The following is a 20339-nucleotide window of genomic DNA, read 5'->3' as shown; positions in this document are numbered from 1 at the left end:
AGCAATATGTCGTATACACCGATGAGTGACCTCGGACAGCAAGGCCTGTTCGATATTACTCGTACATTATTACAGCAGCCCGATCTCCCGTCTCTTAGCGAGGCGCTTTCGCAGCTGGTCAAGCGTTCAGCGCTGGCCGACTGCGCGGCTATTGTCTTATGGCAGGCACAAACGCAACGTGCGCGTTATTTTGCAACGCGTGAAAATGGTAAACCCATCGATTATGAAGACGAAACGGTGCTGGCACATGGTCCGGTACGCCGCATTTTGTCTCGCCCTGATGCGTTGCACTGCAACTATCATGAGTTTACGGAAACATGGCCACAATTGGCTTCAGGTGGACTGTATTCTGAATTTGGCCACTACTGCCTGCTGCCACTGGCGGCAGATGGGCGCATCTTTGGCGGTTGCGAATTCATCCGTAACGAAGACCGTCCGTGGAGTGAAAAAGAATATAACCGTCTACAGACCTTCACTCAGATAGTCGGCGTCGTTGCTGAACAAATTCAAAGCAGAGTCAGCAACAACGTCGATTACGATCTGCTGTGTCGTGAGCGTGACAACTTTCGCATCCTGGTCGCCATCACCAATGCCGTGCTCTCCCGACTGGATATTGATGAGCTGGTCAGCGAAGTCGCCAAAGAGATCCACCACTACTTCGACATCGATGCCATCAGCATCGTGCTACGCAGCGATCGCAAAAATAAACTCAGTATCTATTCCACTCACTATCTGGATGAACATCATCCGGCACACGAACAGAGTGAAGTGGACGAAGCGGGAACGCTCTCTGAACGGGTCTTCAAAAGCAAAGAGATGCTGCTGATCAACCTGAGCGAACGTGACATCCTTGCCCCTTACGAACGCATGCTGTTCGAAACCTGGGGCAACCAGCTACAAACCCTGTGTCTGCTACCGCTGATGTCCGGCAATACTATGCTCGGCGTACTCAAGCTGGCACAGTGCGAAGAGAAAGTTTTCACTACCGCCAACCTCAAGCTATTGCGCCAGATTGCCGAGCGTGTGGCAATTGCCGTGGATAACGCGCTAGCCTACCAGGAAATTCACCGCCTGAAGGAACGTCTGGTCGATGAAAACCTGGCGTTGACTGAACAACTCAACAACGTAGAGAGTGAGTTCGGCGAAATCATTGGTCGCAGCGAAGCGATGTACAGCGTACTCAAGCAGGTCGAAATGGTGGCGCAAAGCGACAGCACCGTCTTGATTCTGGGTGAGACCGGAACGGGTAAAGAGCTGATCGCACGAGCCATTCACAACCTGAGCGGACGTAACGCCCGTCGGATGGTGAAGATGAACTGCGCGGCAATGCCTGCCGGATTACTGGAAAGCGATCTGTTTGGTCACGAGCGTGGCGCGTTTACCGGTGCCAGCACGCAGCGGATTGGTCGTTTCGAGCTGGCAGATAAAAGTTCGCTGTTCCTCGATGAAGTTGGCGATATGCCGCTGGAGCTTCAGCCTAAGCTACTGCGGGTTCTGCAAGAGCAGGAATTTGAACGTCTGGGCAGTAATAAGCTGATCCAGACCGATGTCCGTTTGATCGCCGCCACCAACCGCGATCTGAAGAAGATGGTTGCCGATCGCGAATTTCGTAACGATCTGTATTACCGGCTGAACGTCTTCCCGATCCATCTGCCGCCGCTGCGTGAGCGCCCGGAAGATATTCCGCTGCTGGTAAAAGCCTTCACCTTCAAAATTGCTCGTCGGATGGGACGCAATATCGACAGTATTCCCGCCGAGGCTCTGCGCACGCTGAGCTGTATGGAATGGCCGGGTAACGTGCGTGAGCTGGAAAACGTGGTAGAACGTGCGGTTCTGCTTACCCGGGGCAACGTGCTGCAACTATCCCTTCCGGATATTGCCCCTTTGACGCCGTCTACGCCTCCGGTGGCAACCGAAGTCGCGCAGGACGGTGAAGATGAATACCAGTTGATTATGCGCGTACTGAAAGAAACCAACGGGGTGGTTGCCGGTCCCAAAGGCGCGGCACAAAGGCTGGGGCTGAAACGTACAACGTTACTCTCACGCATGAAGAGATTGGGTATTGATAAGGATGCACTGGTTTAGCCAGTGTGGCTATACTGGGTGATATCTCAACGAAAGGAGGCAGTATGGCGGTATCAGCACGTAATCAATTAACCGGTACGGTGAGCGCAGTCGCTACGGGCGCAGTGAATGATGAAGTTGAACTGACGCTGGCTGGCGGCGCAAAACTGGTCGCGATTGTAACCCATAGCAGCCAGCAGGCGCTGGGTCTGGCGAAAGGGAAAGAAGCAATTGCTCTGATTAAAGCGCCATGGGTGACGCTGGCAACTGAAGACTGTGGTCTGAAGTTCTCTGCCCGCAACCAGTTTGCTGGCAGTGTTTCCCAGGTCACAGAAGGCGCAGTCAACGCCACGGTACATATCAAAACTGACGCAGGCTTCGAGATTGTTGCCGTCGTCACCAACGAAAGTCAGCAAGAGATGAAACTGAGTCAGGGAAGCCGTGTTGTTGCGCTGATCAAAGCCTCAGCTATTCTGATTGCCACCAAAGCGTAATCGCCATTCATCACCGCATGGCTAAGTTGCCCGATGGCGCAATGCGCATCGGGCCTACGCGGCAGATGCACTTATTCTCGTAGGCCAGATAAGGCGCAGCCGCCATCCGGCGCACAGCGACCTTATTTTTTCCGCTGGTACTTCTCGGGTAACTCCGGCACTGGGCGTTTGTCATCAATCAGGTGACGTACGGTCAGAATCGGGTGACGCCAGAGCATTCTCGGTCCAGCCCAACGCATAATTTGCTTCATCTCTTCGCGTTTAGCAGGTTGATAACAGTGCACAGGACACTGTTTACAGGCCGGTTTTTCCTCACCAAACACGCACTTATCCAGACGCTTTTGCGCATAGGCAAACAACGCATCGTAATGCCCCGGTTCGTCTGAAGCCTGCGGGCACTGGCTCTCATAGAGCGAAATCATTCTCTGGATCGTCATTTTTTCACGTGCAATGCGTTTGCCGGACATGATGCCTCCACAATTAAGTTGCATAAATAATACACCTTAATCATGAAGGCAACCAAGACCCGAGTACCACTTACTCGTCACAACGGCTAAATTGCCCTGCGTTTATAAGGACGGTAGTGTGGTAACCAAAAGTTATCTTTTATGCTTTGCAACAGCGCGTCGTCGCTCATCTTCTCTGCCACGCCCGACAGCTGCGCTGCCTTACCGACCTCAAAGGCAATGCTGCGGGTCACCTCACAGATTGTCTCAATCTCCGGCAACAGAGCCCCTTCCCCGTTACGCACCAACGGGGAAGCATCGGCTAGCGCACGGCTTGCCGCCATCAGCATAGCCTCTGTTACGCGTGTCGCACCACTGGCGATAGCCCCCAGACCGATGGCCGGGAAAACATACACGTTATTACACTGCGCCACCGGAATGGAGCGTCCATTAAATTCAATCACACCGCAGGGACTACCGGTCGCGATAATGGCCTGTCCCTCGGTCCAGCGAATGATATCTTCTGGTCGCGCTTCCATTCTCGAAGTGGGATTCGACAACGGCATAACGATCGGGCGGCCGCAGTATTGGTACATCGTGCTAATGACCTCCTGCGAGAACAATCCAGCCTGACCCGACACACCCAGCATCACCGTGGGTTTGGCATTGTGGATAACCTCCAGTAGCGACAGTGCCAGCCCCTCAAACTGCCAGTCAGATACGGCCTCGGGAGACTGCGCCAGCGGTTGCTGGAAATCAGCTAAGGCATTATTGGTGGTCATCACCAGACCGTCGCGATCCACCATAAAAATGGTCCGTCTGGCTTCGGCCTCGCTCATTCCTTCACTGATGCGGCAGGCAATAATATGCCGGGCGATCCCACATCCTGCAGCCCCCGCCCCCACAATTACGATTGATTGCTGACGGAAGTCACGACCGCAGCCTCGGCAGGCCGCAACCAGAGTCGCCAGAGCCACCGACGCCGTGCCCTGAATGTCATCGTTAAAACAGCACATCTCATCGCGATAACGGTCCAGCAGCGGCACCGCAGTATGCTGGGCAAAATCTTCAAACTGCAGCAGAACGTTAGGCCAGCGCCGTTTTACGGCGGCAATAAACATTCCAATAAATGCGAAATAGTCTTCACCAGTTATGCGCGGATGACGCCAGCCGATATAGCGCGGATCGTCCAGCAGTCGCGCATTATTCGTGCCGACATCCAGTAAAATAGGTAGCGTATTCGCCGGATTTACCCCGCCACAGACGGTATAGAGCGACAGTTTCCCGATAGGAATCCCCATACCGCCAACGCCCTGGTCACCTAGCCCCAGAATGCGCTCACCATCGGTGACGACGATGACCTTGATATCGTGCCGTGGAATATCATGCAAAATATCGTCAATACGATCGCGATCGGGCCAGGAGATAAAGACACCGCGTGCACGACGATATATCCACGAGAATTTTTCACAGGCGGCCCCGACTACCGGGGTATAAACGATGGGCAGCATCTCTGGAAGATGCTTTTTCAACAGGTAATAAAATAACGTTTCGTTAGTATCCTGGATATTACGCAAGTAAATATGTCGAGCGTTGTGGGATTCAGCCTCAAGATATTGTTGATACGCCCGTTCGGCTTGTTCATCAATATTCTCAATGGCACAAGGCAGTAGCCCACTCAGGTTAAAGTCATACCTTTCTTGCTGCGTGAAGCTGCTTCCCTTGTTTAATAACGGAGATTCAAGCAGTAACTTCCCCGTAAACGGGACGTATAAAACATCGTTTGTCACGTTGCCATCCATAAATTACAACCAGATAAAAAATAAGAGCCTGCATTAGCAGGCTCCAGGGATTCAAATCAGGACATAGTTGGCAACCAGCATCGCCGCGATACCGGCCAGCGCTGGAAGCAGCGTTCTTCTGACGATCATAAACGGTGAACATTCTCCTGCTTTACTCACCGCAATAATGATTCCAGCCACTGGGGACATTGAACGCCCCATTCCCGCCATTAACTGCATAGGCAGGATCATATTGACTGCACTCTCACCAAATTTTGCTGCAATGGAGGGGGCCAGGCCGGAGAAGGAGAAAAAGGCGGCAACGCCAGAGCCCGTCAGGACGGCGGTTACACCCACCAGTGCGGTCATCACCAGGGTCATGCTGGTAAAGCCCAGTCCTGCGTTTTGCACTGACTGTAACAGGTAGTCCACCGCACCAATTTTCTGCAGCCCCTGGGCATAGATATCCGCACACACCAGCAAGGAAACGATGCTGGTAAACATGCTGCCCATCCCTTTGAAAAAGACCTGTATCCCTTTGCAGCAGCTTTTGAAATCTCGGGTAGCCACCAGTTCAAAGAAAAATGCGACGACAGCGCCAAGGATCATCGCCGTGACCACGTCTATTTTGATGGACTTGATAACCAAAGGGCTAAAGACCAGCACCAGTACGACAGGCAGGACGGGTAACAGCGCGTAAATAGCGGGTACCTTTCGGCCTTCTTCTTCCGCTTGCGCCACGCTTTGCGCCCCCGGTACGAAGCCATCTTTTTTGTCGAAATACTTCGCGGTAAAGTAAATCACCACCGCAACGGCCAGCATCACCACCACCGCCACCGGCATCTGGTAATGCGCAAAGTAGATCGCGCTTTCCATGCCAGCATGTTTAGCCGCCAGATTCGCAGTACCTACCGCGGGCCCTAGATCCATAAACGCGCACAGACCAATCATCGCGGCCGCAGAGGCTTTACTGACCCCCAGACGAACCAGAACCGGGAAGAATGTCACCAGCAGCAACATCGCCAGTCCCGCCGCACTTGAAATTGCCACATGCAGAAGCTGTGCGCAGATATACCCCAGCGCAAGGATCAGGTAAGGCGCTTTAATCACCTGCAGCGGTCGAATGCACATATTGACCATCGCATTCGACGCTTTAATGTGATCCATATAGCTGGCAAATCCACCCGCAGCCATGATGATAAGACCAATACCTGCAATTTGTGTGGTGAGCGATTCTTTTGCAAAGCTAAAGATATCCAACCAGGTTGACCCCGTGGATTTTGCTTTATCGTAGAGAATGCTGTTTTCAGGATAAAACAGTACGGTAATGGTCAATAATGCCAGTCCAGCGAGTAATAAAACAGTTTGCGGCTGATAATTTTTCACAATTAACCATGCAGCAATAACTGTTATCACTATTGCTATAATAAACGCTGTCATAATAACAATTCCTATGCCATACAAATCGGGTAGGGTTACCTGTCATATCATCATAGCTTATATAGGATAGTAAAAAATCACTCCCATATATAAGCAGCTATAATATGTACGTAAATTTATCGTATTACATACTCAAATATTGAGATTTAATTGTAATGGGTTGTGTGGTTGTAAAATACGGGAAAGGTGTTTTCCCACCTCTTTTTGTGAGTAAGATCGCAACTACATCTGAATGTAGTCGCAGACCTCAGAAAAGGCTGGATGCGGGTTTCCAACATATTCATTCTATGATTGACGTCGAAAGTGTATTACCCTATAACAACGTTGATATACAATAGTCATCGGGTGTTATCCATGTACAAAAAAAACACGTTAAGTCTGGATGAGTATAACTTACTTACTCTTAATATGGGTGATCTAACTGAATCTGAGTGCCGACTCAATGAGTACATTAATAAACACTTCAATGAACTTCCCTATCATGGCATTGTTGACCTCTCGCAAAATGCGATGGTAAGCAAAGCAACCATTGGCCGATTTTTAAATAAGATTGGGTTTACGGGTTACGCCGCTTTTCGCAAAGCATTAGACATTACGCTGTCAAAAAATAAAATATCCGCACCTTTTGAGAAAAACATCAAACTACGTAACAATCCCAGCATTACCACTGAAAGTATCGTTACTGATTTCACCCATAAAGTATCAGAATTATTTAATCAATTTAAAAATAATATCGACATTGAAAGCCTTAATGCGTTTATCGATCTGGTACTGAACAATCAACGTCATATTTATGTCGTCGGTCCGTCATCATCTCATGCAATGGCAACGCATTTTTGTACACTGTTAAAGTACTTTCGCAGTGACATCACCCTTTTACCGACGGACATCAGCGAACTCCCCAAATGTCTCATCAATATTGAGGAAGAGGATGTCCTGATTGTGTTCTCCTACTATCGATTTAATCGGGTTGCCCTCAATATTGCAAAGTGGTTCAGAAAAAAGAACGCCGTCGTGGTACTGGTTACCAACTCAGAAGCGAACCCTTACGGTAAATTTTGCGATCTGCAGTTTGTTCTTCCCAGCGACGTACAGTCCATTTTTCAAAGCCGTATACTCGGCTTCTTTTTTATCGAACTCATATTGCATCTGGCTTATGAGAAAGGAGATAACGAGGGGAATTTTGCACAACTGGAAGAGTTATTTGTCTTTTTCGAAACGTTTTCTGCATCAGCACACAACACTTAGCACCGCCAGCCGCCAGGAGAGTTATCCCTCCCGGCAGCAAGACAAATCAGGCAATCTCTACCGTTTTCACGCGCTCGAACTCAGCTAAAGTTTCAGCGATTAGCGCGTCGTTAGCCCCGATATATGACAGCGGCTCGCAGGCGGCGGTAATTTCCTCTACAGACAATGATGCGCGGATTTCCGGGCTAGCCTGCACGATCTCCATGAAGCTGTGCTCTCCAGTTGCATGCTTTAGCAGGTTTTTCACTAAGTTATAGGCGGACTCTCTGCCGATTTTGGCGGCAAGTCTCATCGTCAGTGATTCCGACATAATAAAGTGCTTTGAGCAATCGAAATTAGCACGCATCTTCTCTTCATTAATGATGAGATGCGAAAGCAGATTCTTTGCGCGTGTCAGGCTGGTCGATAAAGCATTTGAGGCCTCCGGGAGGATTGTCCAGTTTAATACCCTCATTGAGGCGGCTCGCACATCCTGTTGATCCAGCATTGCTGGGGCGCCAGACGCATACATCCATCCCATCCTTGCCAGCGTTTGCATCATGTTACTGGCGCGCGGATTAACCTTGTGCGGCATCGTGCTCGACCCTCCACCACCTTCTCCCTCAAGCACTTCAGCAATCGGCGTGCGTCCCATTGTTTCGACATCGTTGGCCAGACGACATAACGTGCCGTGAACAAGGGCAAAAAACTGCACAACTTCAACAACCGCATCCTGGCTGGCATTATTAATGCCGCAGGGTACGTTCAGACCCAGTGCCAACATCAGTCGTTCACGTGTTTCCATTCCCTGCTCTCCTACGGAGGCCAAATTACCTACCGCGCCGCCAAAGAGCCCGGTTACAGCTCGCGGGTACAGCTGCTGAAGTCTTATCAGATGGCGGTTAATCTCTGCCAGATAACTGCAAACATGCAGCCCCCACGTTGTCGCAGAAGCATCCACTGAATTGGTGCGTGCAACCATCACCGTTCGGGTATGACGTATTGCCATCGCTTTCATTGCCTCGCCAACATCGAGCAATTGCTCGCGCAGCAGCTGCAACGTTTGTTGCAGTCTCATCGCCATGCCAGAGTCCAGCAGATCCTGGGTAGTACATCCCCAGTGCAAAAACTGACTTACTAAAGGTGTACCGCAAGCAGAGATCTGATCGATCAGCGGTTTTATCGCCATACCAACCGTCTGTGTTTCCTGTGCAAGGGCCGGCCAATCTATCCGTATTTCCCTGCACGTTTTTTCAATTTCGACGGCGGCTTGCTCAGGGATAATCCCCTGCTCACCTTGCACTCGAGCGACAGTTGCCTCAAATCGCAACCAACACCGCAGCAGATTGTCGTCAGACCATATTTCCCGCATCCGACCTTGGGTGAACAATGAAGAATAAAGATCAGAATCAAATACCGTTGTTTGCTTACCGAACATACAGCGCCTCTCCGGCCAATGAATGCATCATAATCGAAAATGTGATTAATCAATTTTGCAGGATCTGTTTTCCAGATTATAGGGGAAAATAGTATTCCCACCCAAAAAACGGCCATGAGAATACAATATTCCCATTTTCGTTTTTTCCACCAAGTAGAAATGAGATGTACTTCACAGTAATTTGTGAATTACATTCCAAGCAGGCGTAATATTTCAGCAGAAATGCGCATTAAATATAAGAACCATTAATACAATAGTGAAATTAGTGATATTTATGCGTGAATAATCACATTTCATTACGAGAAAAAATAATTCCCATACCGCTGACACTCTTTTTCCACAAACAATTACCTCGCTGTGAACTTTATTTTATGGTCAGGAAACTAATGCTGGTTTGAGGGATGACATGAAGCTAAAAAATTATTCACTAATATTACTTATGGGTATGAGTTCCTCGGCGTTCGCCTTAAACGTCTATAATAAGGATGGCAATACTCTGGATATCTATGGCCGCGTTGAGGGAAAAATAGCAAGTGGTCAGAATTCATTTGCTGGCAGTGAAAGCCGAAGCGATCTGGGTGGCCGTGTAGGTATTTACCTCACCCGAGATCTGGATCTTCTGCCAGATACCAAAATCGTGGGTCGACTGGAATGGCAGGTGCGTACCGAAAAAAATGATAACAATACCGGTGAAAGCGATATGGAGGCCCGTTATTCCTATGTCGGTCTGTCAAATAAAACATGGGGTGAACTGATCACCGGGAGAACCAAAAATCCGTTGTATCAGGTAATGAAAATGACCGATAAGTACAAAAATTTCACCCCTAATATCTATAGCTATGGCATTACAACCATTGATGATTCATACCAGTTCAACCGCCAGGACGGCACCGTCCAGTGGAATGCCAAATTTGCCGGTAACGAAATTCAACTGGCATGGGTCTCCGGTAATGGCAACAGCGATAACGAAGCCCTGGATTACGGCGCGATGGCCAGCTACCGCAAGTCTTTCAAATTTGGTGATTTTAGAATTACACCCGCACTCGCGGCCAGTCGTTACAAACGACAGGATGGCGTAGTGACCACCGATGGGCGTAATCAAAACGATCAAATTATGGGAGGATTACAACTCAGTTATAAAGCCTATGAAGTCGCGGTAACCGCATTGCGTACTTCTATTTCTCGCGATAACAAAAGCGATAATAATTATAAAGGGATGGATTCACTCATTTCCTACAACTTTGGCACCGTCAAAGTTCTCACCGGATATAGTTTTTTAAATGAAGATGGTAAAGATATTGCTGAAAAAGAAGACTGGCGTGCTGAGGCGCAATTAACATTGGCTGAGGATACGTGGTTATCATTTACTTACGATAAAGAATTCGCCAGTAAGAACAAAAAAACCAATGATGATGCGCTCATCGTTGGACTCCGTTACGACTTCTAAGAGATAATCGATGAAAAAGATAACTTTGCTTGCCGCAGCAACGGTCCTGGCACTGAGTAGTATCTGCGCTCACGCTGATACGTTATTAGCGCCTTCCGCACATGCTAAAATGGATGGCGAGAATAAAATCGTCGCGCTTTATGGTAACTCGTTCACGTTCTATAACAATAATATCAATACCCGATTACGGGATTTGACGCAGTCTTTACTGCCTGACCATGCCAAAGGCTATAAATATCGGGGGATCACGATTTCCAGCGGTCATTTAGGCTGGCAAATTGAGAATATGCGCTACCAGAACACGTTACAGAAATGGGATGTAGTGGTATTACAGGGGAACTCCACAGAAACAATTTCAAAGAAAGAAAGTACCCGGAAAAATTTCGTTGACTCTGCAACCCAAATGGCTGAGATGGCGCATAAAGCAGGTGCAAAAGTTGTCTATTTCATGACCTGGCCGAAGAAAGCTAAACCCGAAGATAGCCAAAAGCTGGCGGATGCTTATATCTCCATTGCGCAAAAAACGGGGGGATATGTGGCTCCGGTAGGTCTCGCTTTCGAGAAAGCGCGCAAGACCCATCCGGAAATTAACTTGTATTATCATGATGGTGTACACCCTTCTATTTCTGGTACATATCTCGCCGCTTGCGTATTCTTCGCCACCCTGTACAACCAGTCTCCTGTCGGCGGCGCGCTTCCTGTTGATACGGACATGACCCCTGCCACCGCCAAAGCGTTACAACAGGTAGCATGGGAAACCGTTACTGAGTTCCAAAGGTCATAATCACCGGGTTATTCATCCCCAACACGCCGGCAATCGAGCCGGCGTAAAATACATTATCCCCCGTCTATTCCTTAGCACCCTACGCAAATAAGAATTATTTTCATTTGTTTATGCCATGTGCTATATAACATAGCAAAGGCTATATTCGATGATAAATTAACCACCTTGTTGCGAGGGATACTATGCCGCATCTGCCCCATCTGAAGTCATTTCTCCTTGCCAGCGTGTTAACAGCGCTGACGCTGTCACCCGCCTGGGCGAAAGAAAAATTCAAAGTGGTAACCACCTTTACGGTGATTGCCGATATGGCAAGCAATGTAGCAGGTGACGCGGCGGACGTTAGTTCTATCACCAAACCGGGGGCTGAAATTCACGAATATCAACCAACCCCAGGCGATATCAAACGGGCGCAAGGCGCACAGCTTATTCTCTCCAACGGTCTAAACCTCGAACTATGGTTTGCCCGCTTCTACCAAAATTTGTCCGGCGTACCTGAAGTGATGGTCTCAAACGGCGTGCAGCCAATGGGCATCAGCGAAGGGCCGTACAACGGTAAACCAAACCCGCATGCCTGGATGTCAGCGGAGAACGCGCTGATCTACGTGGATAACATTCGTGATGCGCTGATCAAATACGATCCGGACAATGCCGCAACCTACCAGAATAATGCGCAGAATTATAAAGCGAAAATCCAGCAGACTCTGGCGCCACTGCATACAGAACTGGCAAAGCTCCCTGCTGATAAACGCTGGCTGGTCACCAGCGAAGGCGCATTCTCTTATTTAGCTCGTGATAACAATCTCAAGGAGCTGTATCTGTGGCCGATCAATGCCGATCAGCAGGGTACGCCCAAGCAGGTACGCAAGGTTATCGATGCCATCAGAGAGCATCATATCCCAACGGTATTTAGCGAAAGCACCGTGTCCGACAAACCAGCGCGTCAGGTTGCCCGTGAATCTGGCGCGCATTACGGCGGCGTGCTGTATGTCGATTCGCTCAGCGCTGCCGATGGTCCGGTACCGACCTATCTGGATTTACTGCGCGTCACCACGCAAACCATTGTTAACGGCATCAACAAGGGTCTGGAGAGCCAACCATGAGTCACTCTGCGATTACCGTAAATCAGGTTACGGTGACGTATCGCAACGGTCATACCGCATTGCGGGACGCCACTTTTCAGGTTCCGGGCGGCTCAATTGCCGCTCTGGTCGGCGTAAACGGTTCGGGAAAATCAACGCTTTTTAAAGCGCTGATGGGTTTTGTCCGCCTGGCGCAGGGGGAAATCTCAATTCTGCAACAGCCGGTAAATAAAGCGCTCAAACAGAATCTGATCGCCTATGTCCCCCAGTCAGAAGAGGTGGACTGGTCGTTTCCGGTACTGGTGGAAGATGTGGTGATGATGGGACGCTTTGGCCATATGGGCTGGCTGCGTCGACCAAAACAAATTGACCACGCCTGCGTAGATGCGGCGCTGGCGCGGGTTGATATGCTGGATTATCGCCATCGTCAAATAGGTGAACTGTCCGGTGGGCAGAAAAAGCGTGTTTTTCTGGCAAGGGCCATCGCACAGGACGGACAGGTTATTTTACTGGATGAACCCTTTACCGGTGTGGATGTAAAAACCGAGGCCCGGATCATCGACCTGCTGCGTGAACTGCGTGATGAGGGTCGAACCATGCTGGTCTCTACCCATAATTTGGGATCCGTCACCGAGTTTTGTGATTACACGGTGATGATTAAGGGCACGGTGCTGGCAAGTGGCCCCACCGAAACCACCTTTACCCCCGAGAATCTCGAACTGGCATTCAGCGGCGTACTGCGTCACGTTGCGCTGAGCGGCGGTGAACAGCACGTAATTACCGATGATGAACGCCCGTTTATTGCGCGACGCACGGCAAACGAGGGGGAATAACCATGAACTGGCTAACGGAGCCGTTTGGCTACCAGTACATGCTCAACGCCATGTGGGTCTCGGCGATGGTCGGTGGCCTGTGTGCGTTTCTCTCATGCTATCTGATGCTCAAAGGCTGGTCGCTGATTGGCGATGCACTGTCGCACTCTATCGTGCCGGGCGTGGCAGGCGCTTATATGTTAGGGCTTCCCTTCGCGCTTGGCGCATTCCTTTCCGGCGGACTGGCGGCGGGCAGTATGCTGTTTCTTAATCAACGTTCGCGCCTGAAGGAAGATGCGATTATCGGACTGATTTTTTCGTCTTTTTTCGGTATCGGGCTGTTTATGGTGTCGCTCAATCCGATGTCGGTGAACATTCAGACCATCATTCTCGGCAACGTGCTGGCGATTGCACCAGAAGATATTCTACAACTGGCCATCATCGGGGTTATTTCGCTAACCATCCTGTTTTTGAAGTGGAAAGATCTGATGGTGGTTTTTTTTGATGAAAACCACGCGCGCTCTATCGGTCTGAATCCGGGCCGGTTGAAGCTGTTATTTTTTACACTGCTCTCCGTTTCCACAGTCGCCGCGCTGCAAACCGTCGGCGCATTTCTGGTGATTTGCCTGGTGGTTACGCCCGGTGCAACGGCCTGGCTGCTGACCGATCGTTTTCCACGCCTGCTCACTATCGCCGTAGCTATTGGCAGCCTGACCAGCTTTTTCGGCGCCTGGCTGAGCTACTGGCTGGACGGTGCAACCGGCGGAATTATTGTCGTTCTGCAAACGCTGCTGTTCCTGCTGGCATTTGTCTTCGCGCCAAAACACGGTCTGCTGGCGAATCGCCGCCGCGCCCGTCTGGTGAACAAGGAGTCAGTATGATCTTAACAACGCTGCTGGAACCCTTTCAGTTTGGTTTTATGGTCAATGCGCTGGTCATCTCCACCATTGTCGCCGTGCCCTGCGCGCTGCTGTCTGTATTTTTAGTACTCAAAGGCTGGGCGCTGATGGGCGATGCCATGAGCCACGCGGTTTTCCCGGGAATTGTACTGGCGTGGATTGCGGGCATCCCACTGGCAATTGGCGCATTTATCGCCGGGCTGTTCTGTGCGGTGGCGACGGGTTATCTCGACGATAACAGCCGCATCAAACGCGATACCCTGATGGGAATCGTCTTTTCCGGCATGTTTGGTGCAGGACTGGTGCTGTACGTCTCTATCCAGTCAGAAGTCCATCTCGATCATATTCTGTTCGGCGACATGCTGGGCGTATCGTTCAGCGACATCATACAAACCGCGGTTATTACGCTTGGGATAGCGCTTATTATTGGGCTTAAGTGGAAAGATCTGCTGCTGCATGCGTTCGACCCGCATCAGGCAAAGGCCAGTGGGCTTAACACTGCACTGCTACATTACGGCCTACTGTGCATGATCGCCCTGACGATTGTCGCCACGCTAAAATCAGTAGGGATTATTTTGTCGATCTCCTTACTGATTGCGCCTGGCGCCATTGCGATTTTAATGACGCGGAAATTTTCCCACGCCTTGTGGCTGGCGGTGATTATGTCGGTCGTTACCTCGTTTATGGGCGTGTACCTGTCTTTTTTCATCGACAGTGCACCGGCCCCCACCATCGTCGTACTATTTTCACTACTGTTTGTGATGACCTTTATTTATTCCACCCTGCGCGATCGTCGTTTAGAACGGCGACGCCAGCAATACGACCTCTGATGGAGTGGGCAGTGATATGCCCGCTATCGTTATTAGAATACGTAATGACAATATTCCCAGCGTCCTGAACAAATGCCCCGTTCTGAAACCATGCCATATTTACCAGCGCTATTTAATAATCAGATAGTCACTATCACATTAGATAAAAATACAGGTAAATTTTATGAGCAAGATGAGCATGTCTGAAATCTATTCTGAACCAGAGGCCTATGGCTTACCACGCAAAGGTATAATACTTAATAATAAGGAAGCTGCGTTGGTGGTAGTCGATCCACAGAACGATTTTTTAAGTCCTCAGGGTATTGGCTGGGAGGTTTTTAAAAACAGCATTATTGAAAATAATACTGTAGAAAATCTCGAGACGTTGTTCAAAATGGCAAAAGAAGCACAAATGCCTGTTTTTATTTCTCCACATTATTACTTTCCGCACGACCATAAATGGCAATCTACCGCACCGGGAGAAACATTTATGCACGGCACTGGAATGTTCAATCGTAAAGGTCCACTGACGATGGAGAATTTTGAAAATTCCGGCGCAGACTTTTTACCGCAGTTTAAGCCATATATTTATGATGGCGAAACGGTCATTGCCTCACCGCATAAGATTTTCGGACCAGAAACCAACGACCTGGTACTGCAATTAAGAAAACGCGGTGTCTCACAGGTCATTCTCGCCGGTATGGCTGCCAATCTGTGTATTGAATCCCATATGCGTGAATTGATTGAGCAAGGTTTTGAAGTTGTCGTCGTTAAAGATGCGACAGCGGGTCCGCGCATTCCGGAAGGTGACGGTTATCTCGCCGCTCTAACCAACTACCGCATCATTGCCAATGATTTATGGGACACCGACACCACGGTTGAAAAGGTAAAGGCAGCAGCTAAGTAATAGCTATGAGTACGGTTACCGAGGGTAATTGTATGTACAACATCGCTCATCCATTAGCCATCAAAATAAATTTCATTAAGCGCGGAGCTTTTCCATGAATCTTAAGTTAAAGGTTATTTCGGCATGTATTTTACTTTCCATGTCAGTTTCAGCTACTCAGGTGTTGGCCGCTGCCAATACAAATGAGACTACTTACTTAGTTAACCGTGGTGATCCACAATTAAAGGTCAACGGCAAATATATCGATCAGATCATTGCCGAGGTAATGGCGAAAAATAATCTGCCGGGTTTATCCATGGCGATTGTTCAGGCGCCTTATATTCCGCGCTCAGCGGGATACGGTCTGGCAACGGCAGCCAATGATGAGCTTGCTTCCACCAAAACCATGTGGGGAATTGGCCCTATCACGCAGGCTTTTACTGCAGTCGCAGTAATGCAACTGGTAGAGCAAGGCAAATTGGATCTGAATACTCCTGTGAGTGTTTATTTGCCTGGCCTGCCGGAAAGCTGGCATAACATTACGATTCTGGAATTAATGCAGCACTCATCCGGGATCCCTGATTTCAGATCTTTCGGCTATAAACAAGAGCAAAAATATACACCTGCGCAGCTGGTGGATCTTGTTAAAGATAAACCGCTCGAATTTAAAAATGGCACGGACATCAACTCCAGCGCAACTGACTTTATCCTGTTAGGAATGGCTATCGAGAAAGTCAGCGGAATGAGTTACGTAGACTTCGTCAACAAATACCAAATTGCGCCGTTAGGTCTGCAAAGCACCATGTTCGCAAAAGACATGCCAACGAAAGCATTCCTTGATCGCCCGACGCCTGATAAGCAACATAATCAGCATTCGAAATTTAAGTCAGAAATTGACTGGATCAACCCTGTTGAGCCTGCAACAGGTTACGTCGCAGCGGGTGACAAACTGGCGCCTGTCAGCGCGATCGCCACTGATAATCTGTTCGCCTACGGTGGTCTGTGGTCGTCAGCGGAAGACATCAGTAAGTGGGATATCGGTCTTGCCGGCAGCACGCTGGTTAAAGACAAAAAGCTACGCGACATTATCTATAGCCCGGCAAAACTGAAAAATGGCAAAGTCGTGCCTGCCATGGCCGGCTGGGAATTTACCCGCCATCCTGGTTTTCTGGAAATCAAAGGAACCACAGGTGGCTTTAGTGCCTATCTGAGCCGCTTTACCGCCGGTGATGAACTGGTTTGCGTGACAATGCTGACCAATAAAGAAGGCGTAGACATGACTCAGGTGGCTCGTGATATCGCTGAAGCCTATAAAATCGGGCTGGGTTCTGGGTTAAATTCAGAGAAGATCAAAAACCAGGAAAGTAAATTCTCTGTCGATGAGACGGTCTCCCGACTGAAAGCCATTCTGAAAAGCGAAGGCGTTCCGGTATTCACTGAAATTGATCACGAGAAAAATGCCGAGGGCGCGGGAATGAACCTGAGGCCAACGAAAGTCCTGGTATTTGGTAACCCTAAAGTCGGCACAAAACTGATGCAGGATAAACAGGGTGTCGCGCTGGATCTGCCGTTACGTGTCTCCGTATGGCAGGATAAGATCGGGCGAGTTTGGGTCGGTTATGAAAACCTGGATGACGTAGCAAAAACCTACGATCTTCAGGACAAGCAGACCATTGATAAGATTGACAACTTTATGACTAAGCTGGTCAGTCGGGCTGTTGATGCTTATATCCAGTAACGGGATATAGCACTCCCAGTCTTCTCATGCTGCGGGACCGTTAAAGCTCCCGCAGCGTGTCAGCGCCAGCTTAATAGCGGGCTAAACGCCTCGCGGCCCACCAGGGCACGAAGCGCAGGCAGATGACAGTTACGCGCCAGAAGCGGAGGTACGGCAAAAATAATGTCGCCGGAGAGCATCACATTCTCAAGTTGTCCCCACAGGTACCAGCCAGTTTCAACGCCACTGTCCGGGACGCGTAAATGCAAATGCCATCCCTCCTGCGGCTCATCAGCAATCCCCAGCCATTGGCTAAATCGGGGGATTTCAGGCACAACCTGAGTCACTAACGAACACACACCAACCTGGTTTGCCGGTATATACAACGTTAGCGCTCCCAAAGTAATACGTACCGCCGCCAGATTAGTGGGAGCCGTCATAACCGCTGGTCTCCTGATAACGCTCAAAGACCAGATTCAGATCGAGCAGCGTGTACCAGGTTTCCATCACGTTAACCACCCCCACAGCGATGCTTTGTAACGCCGGGGGCAACGAATCTCCTGGCAAATGAATCTGGCTTTCGGCGACTTCCAACACATCAATCAGTTTATCTATCAGGATCCCACTTTGCATTTTCTCGGCGCATCCAATCAAAATAGTGCGCTTACCTGCCGAATTGACGGTAGGTTTATCGATCAGGCTGTCCAGTCTCATTACCGATTCCACCCGTCCACGATAGTTGATGACCCCTTCAAGCATTGGCGCGCAACAGGGAACCCAGGAGATCGGGCGCTCAGCAAGGATCTCTTTAATTTGCGCCCCATAGAAGGCAAAATTTTTACCCGCCAGTTGAAATAACACCAGCGTGCGCTGGGGTTCATCAACGTTTTCACACTCCGGTTTTTCACCATGGTTCAGCGCAAGAATCTGCTCCAGCTGTTGGCTCATATTGACTCCTTTTACTCGGCAATGCAGAAAGTATTACGGCCATTTTGTTTCGCGGCATACAGCGCCTGATCGGCGCGTTCGCGTAGCGTTTCAATCCGATCGCCAAACTGCCACTGGGCAATACCCGCGCTGAAGGTACTGTGAAAACTGGCGTCGTTAACGGAAAATGTGACCTGCTCGTAATCCCTGCGCAATCGTTCGACCACGCGCGCAGCCTTGTCACTGCTGGTGTTGGGCATAATGATGACAAACTCTTCACCACCGTAACGGCCAACGATATCGGTGCTGCGTAATCGATGGGAGAACAACTGCGAAATACCGACAATTACCTGGTCACCGACCGCATGACCGTAGGTATCGTTAACGCTTTTGAAGCGATCCAGGTCCACCATTACCATACAAAATGGGTTGCCGCTGTAGTTCGACTCGGCAATCGCGCTTTTGAGAAAATGGGTGGTCGTTGAGTGGTTATATAACCCGCTCAGACTGTCCTGCGACATACGGGCACGCAGGACGCGCATTCTTTCCGCGCGAATCGATACGGCGCGGATCAGCTCCTCAGGGTCGCTCTGTTTGAGGATAAAATCCTCCGCGCCGATGCTCATTGCTCCTAACTGCGCATGCTTGTTGGTCTCGCTGGAGAGATAGGCGATAGGCAGGCCAATATGCTGCGGTATTTGGCGAATCAGTTTTGTCAGTTCCTCACCGCTGAACTCCGGCATGTGATAATCCATCAACACCAGATCGATCGGCTGCGCATTCAGTACATGCAGTAGATAGTGAGGTTTTTCCAGCACATGCACTTCCATGCCCGCCATGCGCAGCATCTCCGCGTTGTATTCCGCCACCGCGGGTTCGTCATCAATCAACAATACCTGGTAAGGCTTTTTCAGCGACGGTTGAGTCAGGCGATGAAGTTCCTGGACTAAATCGGTGATAGACGCAGGCTTTACGTAGTAGCCATCACAGCCGGATTTGATGGCGTTGACGCGGGCATTGAAATCGCTATGACACGAGAGGAACAGCACAGGGAAAGGTTTGCCCACTTTTTGTTTCAAATCCGACATCGCCAGCGGTCCACCGTAGGCGTTGTCCGGAAAGCTAACATCCATAATCACCACGGCGGGCGGTTGCGACAATACGGCCTGAGTGAAATCCTGCGTGTTCGCGAACACATGGCAGGTAAAACCAAAACAGCGCAGTTGGGTCGCGAGCAGCTCGACCTGGTCAATATCATCATCACACAGGTAGATAGGCTTACTGGCCCGCCGAACATATCCCTCTTCCGGGCGCTGCGCGGTGATCGGTAATGTGAACTCCGTATCGCTGATACGATGTTCAAGATTGAGCTGCTCCTGGGTCAGGGTGTACAACCACCTGATGATTCGTCGCAGCTCATCGTAATGCAATGTGCTTTGCTCTATTTCCGGCTCTGTTAGTAAACGCTCACCTTCTGCTGAGGCATTCGCCAGCGGGCTAAAGCCAAAGGACCCTGCCGAACCGTGAATACTGTGCAGCAGGATATGTAGCTGTTTGCGACAGGCTTCGCTAGGCTCTGCGACCAGTTGAACGAGTAATCTTTCCGCTTGTGCCAGCATGTCGGGAATTCGGCGTAGAAACCCCTGCCGCAAACGCGCTATTTTTTCCTGCGCTACCGCCATCGCTATATGCTTATTTTCTTGTTTCATCAAACACGTAGGCTTATTCAGTTAATCGCAGATGGTTGCAGTAGCGCATTGACAGCAGCCCCCAGATTTTCCGCGAGGTTTTCATCTTTTTTCACCCAACGGTCGTACAGAGCGTCGCTGCCCGTTACTTCATTGGCACTTAGTAAAATAAAAGGCTTAGCCCAATCCTGAGCGCGTAACAGCGCCAGCAAATCCAAACCACTGATCTCTGGCATATGCAGATCGCTAATCACCAGGTCGATGTTGTTATCCGAGTCCAGGCACGCCAGGGCGGAAATCGCGCTTTCCACAATCACCACATCGTAGCCGTCCATTTGCAAAAATATGGATGCCAGTTCAGCCGCAAAAAGATCATCATCAACTAATAAAATTCGCATTTT

At 49.7% G+C, this 20339-nt stretch carries 19 protein-coding genes; 11 read left to right on the top strand and 8 right to left on the bottom strand.

Going from position 1 to position 20339, the window contains the following annotated elements; genetic code table 11:
- Window positions 1-6 precede the first annotated feature (6 nt).
- Together flhA and JQN59_RS05040 are read left to right on the top strand one after the other, a co-directional pair.
- On the top strand, window positions 7-2085 hold the full coding sequence (gene flhA / locus JQN59_RS05045; protein WP_032944751.1) for a formate hydrogenlyase transcriptional activator FlhA: 2079 nt from the start codon (window positions 7-9) through the stop codon (window positions 2083-2085).
- A 44-nt stretch (window positions 2086-2129) separates the two neighbouring features.
- Window positions 2130-2558 (top strand): TOBE domain-containing protein, encoded by a 429-nt coding sequence (locus JQN59_RS05040; RefSeq protein ID WP_003825890.1) that lies wholly within the window; start codon window positions 2130-2132, stop codon window positions 2556-2558.
- Window positions 2559-2680: 122 nt separating this feature from the next.
- Here JQN59_RS05040 and JQN59_RS05035 read toward each other — a convergent pair whose 3' ends face one another.
- The 3 genes from JQN59_RS05035 to dcuC form a co-directional block, all read right to left on the bottom strand.
- Window positions 2681-3025, bottom strand: coding sequence for a nitrous oxide-stimulated promoter family protein (locus JQN59_RS05035; protein WP_003825888.1), 345 nt, complete (start codon window positions 3023-3025; stop codon window positions 2681-2683).
- Between the two features lie 86 nt (window positions 3026-3111).
- Window positions 3112-4806 (bottom strand): NAD-dependent malic enzyme, encoded by a 1695-nt coding sequence (locus JQN59_RS05030; protein WP_149607934.1) that lies wholly within the window; start codon window positions 4804-4806, stop codon window positions 3112-3114.
- A gap of 51 nt (window positions 4807-4857) precedes the next feature.
- Window positions 4858-6225 carry a C4-dicarboxylate transporter DcuC gene (dcuC, locus tag JQN59_RS05025; RefSeq protein WP_003825883.1) on the bottom strand — a complete coding sequence of 456 codons (1368 nt, stop codon included), beginning with the start codon at window positions 6223-6225 and terminating at the stop codon, window positions 4858-4860.
- Window positions 6226-6579: 354 nt separating this feature from the next.
- Here dcuC and JQN59_RS05020 point away from each other — a divergent pair, with 354 nt between their 5' ends.
- The gene (locus JQN59_RS05020) at window positions 6580-7473 is read left to right on the top strand and encodes a MurR/RpiR family transcriptional regulator (protein ID WP_003825882.1); all 894 of its coding nucleotides are present in this window, start codon (window positions 6580-6582) and stop codon (window positions 7471-7473) included.
- Between the two features lie 46 nt (window positions 7474-7519).
- Here JQN59_RS05020 and JQN59_RS05015 read toward each other — a convergent pair whose 3' ends face one another.
- A complete protein-coding gene (locus tag JQN59_RS05015) occupies window positions 7520-8890 on the bottom strand; it encodes a class-II fumarase/aspartase family protein (RefSeq protein ID WP_048215678.1) in 1371 nt (456 codons plus the stop codon).
- 406 nt (window positions 8891-9296) lie between these two features.
- Here JQN59_RS05015 and JQN59_RS05010 point away from each other — a divergent pair, with 406 nt between their 5' ends.
- The 8 genes from JQN59_RS05010 to JQN59_RS04975 all read left to right on the top strand — a co-directional run bounded on the left by JQN59_RS05010 (window position 9297) and on the right by JQN59_RS04975 (window position 17344).
- The gene (locus JQN59_RS05010) at window positions 9297-10337 is read left to right on the top strand and encodes a porin (protein ID WP_032944758.1); all 1041 of its coding nucleotides are present in this window, start codon (window positions 9297-9299) and stop codon (window positions 10335-10337) included.
- Between the two features lie 10 nt (window positions 10338-10347).
- On the top strand, window positions 10348-11121 hold the full coding sequence (locus JQN59_RS05005; protein WP_103014826.1) for a DUF4886 domain-containing protein: 774 nt from the start codon (window positions 10348-10350) through the stop codon (window positions 11119-11121).
- Between the two features lie 182 nt (window positions 11122-11303).
- On the top strand, window positions 11304-12221 hold the full coding sequence (locus JQN59_RS05000; protein WP_057068101.1) for a metal ABC transporter substrate-binding protein: 918 nt from the start codon (window positions 11304-11306) through the stop codon (window positions 12219-12221).
- Window positions 12218-13033 carry an iron/manganese ABC transporter ATP-binding protein SitB gene (sitB, locus tag JQN59_RS04995; protein ID WP_149607935.1) on the top strand — a complete coding sequence of 272 codons (816 nt, stop codon included), beginning with the start codon at window positions 12218-12220 and terminating at the stop codon, window positions 13031-13033. The genes JQN59_RS05000 and sitB overlap by 4 nt, the downstream gene beginning before the upstream one ends.
- Window positions 13034-13035: 2 nt before the next feature.
- Entirely contained in the window at window positions 13036-13893 is an 858-nt protein-coding gene (gene sitC, locus JQN59_RS04990) for an iron/manganese ABC transporter permease subunit SitC (RefSeq protein WP_008785642.1), read from the top strand.
- Window positions 13890-14741: an iron/manganese ABC transporter permease subunit SitD gene (sitD, locus tag JQN59_RS04985; protein ID WP_032944764.1), complete on the top strand. Its 852-nt coding sequence runs from the start codon at window positions 13890-13892 to the stop codon at window positions 14739-14741. Before sitC ends, sitD begins: the two co-directional genes overlap by 4 nt.
- A gap of 163 nt (window positions 14742-14904) precedes the next feature.
- A complete protein-coding gene (locus tag JQN59_RS04980; protein WP_149607936.1) occupies window positions 14905-15627 on the top strand; it encodes an isochorismatase family cysteine hydrolase in 723 nt (240 codons plus the stop codon).
- Between the two features lie 94 nt (window positions 15628-15721).
- Window positions 15722-17344 (top strand): serine hydrolase, encoded by a 1623-nt coding sequence (locus tag JQN59_RS04975; RefSeq protein ID WP_048215675.1) that lies wholly within the window; start codon window positions 15722-15724, stop codon window positions 17342-17344.
- A 59-nt stretch (window positions 17345-17403) separates the two neighbouring features.
- Here the strand turns inward: JQN59_RS04975 and JQN59_RS04970 are convergent, their stop codons facing one another.
- From JQN59_RS04970 to JQN59_RS04955, 4 genes are read right to left on the bottom strand one after another with little or no spacing between them, the layout of a single operon-like run.
- Entirely contained in the window at window positions 17404-17763 is a 360-nt protein-coding gene (locus JQN59_RS04970; RefSeq protein WP_003825861.1) for a hypothetical protein, read from the bottom strand.
- Complete coding sequence (locus JQN59_RS04965; protein WP_032944769.1) at window positions 17747-18271, bottom strand: chemotaxis protein CheW; 525 nt, start codon at window positions 18269-18271, stop codon at window positions 17747-17749. Before JQN59_RS04965 ends, JQN59_RS04970 begins: the two co-directional genes overlap by 17 nt.
- Window positions 18272-18282: 11 nt before the next feature.
- On the bottom strand, window positions 18283-19959 hold the full coding sequence (locus tag JQN59_RS04960) for a diguanylate cyclase (RefSeq protein ID WP_149607937.1): 1677 nt from the start codon (window positions 19957-19959) through the stop codon (window positions 18283-18285).
- Window positions 19960-19976: 17 nt separating this feature from the next.
- On the bottom strand, window positions 19977-20336 hold the full coding sequence (locus tag JQN59_RS04955; protein WP_008785648.1) for a response regulator: 360 nt from the start codon (window positions 20334-20336) through the stop codon (window positions 19977-19979).
- Window positions 20337-20339: the final 3 nt, after the last annotated feature.

The sequence above is a fragment of the Citrobacter sp. B72 genome, from assembly GCF_016894305.1.
Classification (GTDB): domain Bacteria; phylum Pseudomonadota; class Gammaproteobacteria; order Enterobacterales; family Enterobacteriaceae; genus Citrobacter; species Citrobacter portucalensis.
Note: the sequence above shows the minus strand (reverse complement) of the source record. Positions and strands in the feature narration are given on the sequence as shown.